The 5,026-nt window shown below is 41.0% G+C and carries 7 protein-coding genes; 3 read left to right on the top strand and 4 right to left on the bottom strand.

The features are described 5' to 3' along the window. Positions 1 to 255: 255 nt before the first annotated feature. The 4 genes from CH76_RS13005 to CH76_RS12990 form a co-directional block, all read right to left on the bottom strand. On the bottom strand, positions 256 to 1,071 hold the full coding sequence (locus tag CH76_RS13005) for a DsbA family protein (protein WP_036147195.1): 816 nt from the start codon (positions 1,069 to 1,071) through the stop codon (positions 256 to 258). A 1-nt stretch (position 1,072) separates the two neighbouring features. Continuing rightward, on the bottom strand, positions 1,073 to 1,471 hold the full coding sequence (locus CH76_RS13000; protein WP_036147194.1) for a globin: 399 nt from the start codon (positions 1,469 to 1,471) through the stop codon (positions 1,073 to 1,075). 203 nt (positions 1,472 to 1,674) lie between these two features. Then, positions 1,675 to 2,439 carry a lytic transglycosylase domain-containing protein gene (locus tag CH76_RS14180; protein ID WP_036147190.1) on the bottom strand — a complete coding sequence of 255 codons (765 nt, stop codon included), beginning with the start codon at positions 2,437 to 2,439 and terminating at the stop codon, positions 1,675 to 1,677. A gap of 33 nt (positions 2,440 to 2,472) precedes the next feature. Next, positions 2,473 to 3,030, bottom strand: a complete 558-nt coding sequence (locus CH76_RS12990; RefSeq protein WP_051910376.1) for a CYTH domain-containing protein — start codon at positions 3,028 to 3,030, stop codon at positions 2,473 to 2,475. Between the two features lie 90 nt (positions 3,031 to 3,120). Between CH76_RS12990 and CH76_RS12985 the strand changes: the two genes are divergently transcribed. From CH76_RS12985 to CH76_RS12975, 3 genes are read left to right on the top strand one after another with little or no spacing between them, the layout of a single operon-like run. Further along, positions 3,121 to 3,492 carry a hypothetical protein gene (locus tag CH76_RS12985; protein WP_051910375.1) on the top strand — a complete coding sequence of 124 codons (372 nt, stop codon included), beginning with the start codon at positions 3,121 to 3,123 and terminating at the stop codon, positions 3,490 to 3,492. Between the two features lie 21 nt (positions 3,493 to 3,513). Next, positions 3,514 to 4,182 (top strand): GTP pyrophosphokinase family protein, encoded by a 669-nt coding sequence (locus CH76_RS12980; protein WP_036147189.1) that lies wholly within the window; start codon positions 3,514 to 3,516, stop codon positions 4,180 to 4,182. Beyond that, positions 4,182 to 4,976, top strand: a complete 795-nt coding sequence (locus tag CH76_RS12975; protein WP_036147186.1) for an NAD kinase — start codon at positions 4,182 to 4,184, stop codon at positions 4,974 to 4,976. The genes CH76_RS12980 and CH76_RS12975 overlap by 1 nt, the downstream gene beginning before the upstream one ends. Positions 4,977 to 5,026: the final 50 nt, after the last annotated feature.

The raw sequence follows: 5,026 nt of genomic DNA, 5'->3' as shown, positions 1-5,026 counted from the left end.
TGATGAAAACGTTTTAACTATGACAACTTTGTGAAAGGCGTCTGAATACGTTGCATAAAGGGTTTGCACATGATAAAGTATTGATTGTGAAATAAATCACAAAACAAACATACACCCCTTTGTTTGAACGTGAACATTTCTCCCATCCCCTTTGTGAAAAGAGGCGTCATTAGCGGTCGAGGCTAATGGCGTCTCTTTTGTTATTTTATTATAAAAAAAGAGCGAGCTACCTGTTTAGGTAAGCTCGCTTTATATTTATAAGATTTGTGTTGCGCGCAAACGCCAAAATGTGGTTTTAGCGGATTGCTTGCGCTCGACCTTCTGTTGTAACATGCGCTTCTTTAATTCACGCTCTACATGATGCAGTGGTAATGAATAAATAAATGCGATTTCATTTGTAGATAGTGTAGTAAAGCGTCTAAATAAATCTTCCATAGTAGGCAATGGGCGTCGCACCAATTGCTCTTCTAGCATTTCTTCTAAAATATGCTCGTAGACATTATAGTCATACGTGCCACTTACGTTTAAACCTTCATCTTCTATGCATTCATTAAAAAATACAATGCTTGGTGTTTCATCGACTTCCATCTCTCTGCGTATGTACAAGTCACATTGTAATGCACGTGCCGCTTCCTTTGAGCTAAAGTCGGATGTAAATTCTACCATGTCTAGATTGATTTCTTCTGCTATTGCTATCATAGTCTCGTACGAAGTAATATGCGGTACATTTAAACGAATGTACTCTTGTAGCTTAGCTAAAAAGTGAAGACCTGCTCGCTTACCTTGTAGCTCTGCTGCTTTGATTGCTAGCGAGGGTAGCACAGGGTGGCTAACGCGCTGTTCTAGGCGTTGCCCGATATGCTCGCTGATACTATTTAATGACACTAAATCAGAGCTTAATACAAAGCGCCATGTAAAGTAATGGTCATATTCTAATTGTAATTTACGAATAGTTGCTAGCATTTCAAAGGCACTTTCGTGAAGTGGATTAATAAAAACATATAGCTCAATCGGCTTGTTAAAAGATGCCACTGTTGGTATAGGCTCTGAAAGCATAGGACTATTAGTCACTTTATTTATCCCCCTCATCTATATTTGGTCGGTTAATCATATGATGAGCAGTTAATACTAAACGCTTGTAGTAAATTTCTTTGAATTTAGGAGCTAGCTCAACCTCATCCATTGCTTCATGCATACACTCTAGCCAAGCTTGTGCGGAATCTGGTGTAATGGCGAAGTTCATATGACGTGCGCGCATCATAGGGTGACCGTGTTCTTCAGTGAATAAATTAGGGCCGCCTAAGTACTGCGTTTGAAATTGAATTTGTTTACGTATCGTCTCAGTTAGGTCAGTAGGAAAAATAGGAATAAGCACAGGATGCACAGCGACGCGTTTATAAAAGGCGTTCATTAGCTGCTCTAGTTTTTCGGCGCCAATCTCATCGTAAGGAACGGTATAATTTGGACTCATAGGTGTGATACCCCTTTGCAAAATAAATTAAAAAAATACAGTAGATCAAAAACGTATTGACTACTGAAAAAAACATCTCCATTTGCTATGGATTATACTCATTTTAGCAACGACTTTAGTATTAAACAAACAAATCGCTCACTTGTAGTCACAGCGCATTGTTAGAAAGCTAAAAGGAGCGCAAGGTATGCACTCCTTTTCCGTTATGCTCGGTAATAGCCAAGCACATTTTTTACATAGTTTTGTGTTTCCTTAAATGGTGGGATACCACCATATTTTGCTACATTACCTGGCCCTGCATTATAAGCCGCTAACGCGATGGTAGGGTCGTTGCCATGTTGCTTTAACATTTGGCTAATGTATTTTGTAGCACCCATAATATTTTGCTCATGGTCAAATGGGTTAGTAACCCCGACATGACGTGCTGTGCCTGGCATTAATTGCATCAAACCTTGCGCGCCAGCATAGCTTACAACATTTGGATTGAAGTTGGATTCCTGCTTCATAATGGCGGCGATGAGTTTTTCTGGCACACCATAAGTGGTAGAAGCTTTTTTAATAATAGCAGCGTATTTATTAGCGCCTTCTAATGCACCTGTAAATGTTGCAGAACCCATAACCTGACTAAAATCAGTCGTTGTAGTTGGTGAAAGGCTTTGCAGCATTTGTGCCACTTGTGGATTGTTTTGCATAGCGCTTGAGTTAAGCATCCCCATCATGGCAGATGGCAGCTTAGTATCACCTTGATAGCGCAGTGCATCTAAATATGTAGTTGGTGCTTGATTAGCTTCAGCCATACTTTGAACGCCGCCAAACATATTACCTTGACTGTAGTTCTGCATCATTTCTTGAATCATAGATGAAAAGTAAGAAGAGCTATTGTCTGCTTGAAGCGGGTTAGACTGTGTGCTGCCGAGCGTTTGTAATGCTTGAATTTGAAGCATCGTGCCCATTGATTTAATATCCATTAATTTTGCCCTTTCTGTGCATCTAAAGCGGCACTAAAGCGTGCAATTTTTTTTAGTAGCTGGACGCACGGGTAGTTGATGGTGTTGTAAAAAATCCGCAAAGATTTTTTGCCCAAGTTGTTCGTCTTCTGCTTCATATTCTACCTCATAATCCTCTTGTTGCAAATAGAACGTGTGGTCGAAAACGAGTAACCCACCTTTGTAAGCAAGCTCTACGCGGTGCGTTTCGAGCGTACCAAAGCAAGCGATAGTAGCAAGTGGTACACCTTTAGTTTGCAGTGGTGTAGCAATGGCTTCAGGTAGTAGTGTGAGGTCGTTGCGCAATTGGTCAGCCTGAACAGCCGTGAGTGGTACGTTAATTTCTGTGCTTGTATGTTTACTTGTAGCCTGTTTAAGTGTGCACTCAATGTAACTAGCTGTTTGACGAATGCGTAAGGCACTATGCAAATCCTTGATGGCAAGTGCGGGCGTATCAAAATAATCATTGCGTAGCGCAATAATATCCTCATCAGCTACAGCAAAATGCGCGAGTAGCTTCGTGTATTCATTTTGCGTTAGCATATTTTTAAATTCAATTTCGGTTTCTTTCATGGAAGAACCCCTCTTTTCGTAGATTATCGTTAACTTTTCGACAACGTGTGATAAAATATGAGAAGAAATATGTCGAAGGGAAGTAGGCAATTGCGTAAAACAATCGAAGTACAAAAAATTAATGAACAAACGTTTCAATTCATTGTAAACGAAAATGAATTGAATGACCAAATTCAAGGAGCAGGGCAGGTCATTGCGGACTCTGACAATTTTGCATTTATTTATTTACTTGATGCAGGGGAGACCTATGTCCATCTGCGTATTGAAGCGGAGCATTGGGCAACGTTAGCAACTATGCTACAAGCACCTGAGCTATTTGTAACAGATGGTACGGTAACTTTACCACTACCTAACTTTAAAGAAGAATTAACAGCATTACTTTTTAATATAGAGGGAAATGATAACTACGGCACAGCTTTTGTAGCGCAAGTAGAAGCTACGTTTGAACAAGTCTTGCAGTAGTTGGTGACAGGGGGTTAAAAGATGGGACAATGGGAAGTTTTCTTAGGACCGTATAAGCAGGCAGTTGATGAGTTAAAGGTAAAATTAAAAGGTATGCGGACGCAGTTTAGTAATGCTAATACAAATTCGCCAATTGAATTTGTAACGGGGCGCGTAAAACCGTTAGCAAGCATTTACGAAAAGGCGTTGGAGAAGGAACTTGTCTTTCAACCATCTGTTGAGCTCGGTAAGGCACTACAGGATATTGCAGGCTTGCGTATTATGTGTCAGTTTGTTGATGATATTGCGACAGTGTCTGAGCTGATTCGTCAGCGTAATGATATGCGTGTGATTGAGGAGCGTGACTATATTACACATAGTAAGCCAAGCGGCTACCGCTCGCATCATATGCTTATTGAGTATCCTGTCGAAACGATTAATGGACGTGTCATTGTTTATGGAGAAATCCAAATTCGTACACTGGCGATGAACTTTTGGGCGTCTATTGAGCATTCGTTAAACTATAAATACAAGGGTGTATTCCCTGATGAAATTAAAAATCGACTGCAAAGCGCCGCAGAAGCAGCATTCCGCTTAGATGAAGAAATGTCGTCGATTCGCAGTGAGATTCAAGATGCACAAGCGTACTTTACGGAATATAAAGAGGCATCGAATGTAACGATTCGAACGAATGAGGAGCGTGAATCATAATGAGATTTTCAATTCAATCACGTCGCGATGAGCAATCAAATGAGCTAATGTCGTTAGCTACGACGTATTTGCAGGATTTTGGATTAACATTAGACGAAGAAAATCCCGATGTAGTGATTTCGATTGGGGGGGATGGCACGCTACTGCATGCCTTCCATCGCTATAGCCATTTATTAGATACCGTTTCTTTTGTGGGGATTCATACGGGGCATTTGGGTTTTTATGCTGATTGGAAGCCATCCGAGCTAGAGAAGTTAGTGCTTTCAATTGCTAAGCGCGATTTTCGCGTAGTGGCCTACCCATTGCTTGAGATGGTGGTGGAGCATTATAACTCACCAGCAGAATCACATTTAGCATTAAATGAGGCAACGGTAAAATCACCGGATGTTACGTTAGTGATGGATGTGGAGTTAAATGACGATCACTTTGAGCGTTTCCGAGGCGACGGGCTATGTGTGTCTACACCGTCAGGCAGCACAGCGTACAATAAGGCGTTAGGTGGCGCGATTATCCACCCAACTTTACCAGCCATTCAAATGACGGAAATTGCGTCGATTAATAATCGCGTGTTTCGTACTGTAGGCTCGCCACTTGTATTGCCAGCGCATCATAAGTGTGTGTTAAAACCTGTGAATGAGCAGAGCTTTAATATGACTGTGGATCATTTGCAATTAGTAAAGAAGGATATTAAAACAATTACATTTACAGTTGCCGAGAAAAAAATTCGTTTTGCACGTTTCCGTCCGTTTCCGTTTTGGGAGCGCGTGCATGAGTCATTTGTTTCGAATGAGTAATTTTACAATTACATTTACAGCGCATACGCCGCAACTGCTCCGTGAAGCAA

This window comes from Lysinibacillus sp. BF-4 (assembly GCF_000743635.1).
GTDB classification, from domain to species: Bacteria; Bacillota; Bacilli; order Bacillales_A; family Planococcaceae; genus Metalysinibacillus; species Metalysinibacillus saudimassiliensis.
The sequence above is the reverse complement of the archived record's forward strand: the minus strand, read 5'-3'. Positions and strand labels throughout refer to the sequence as shown.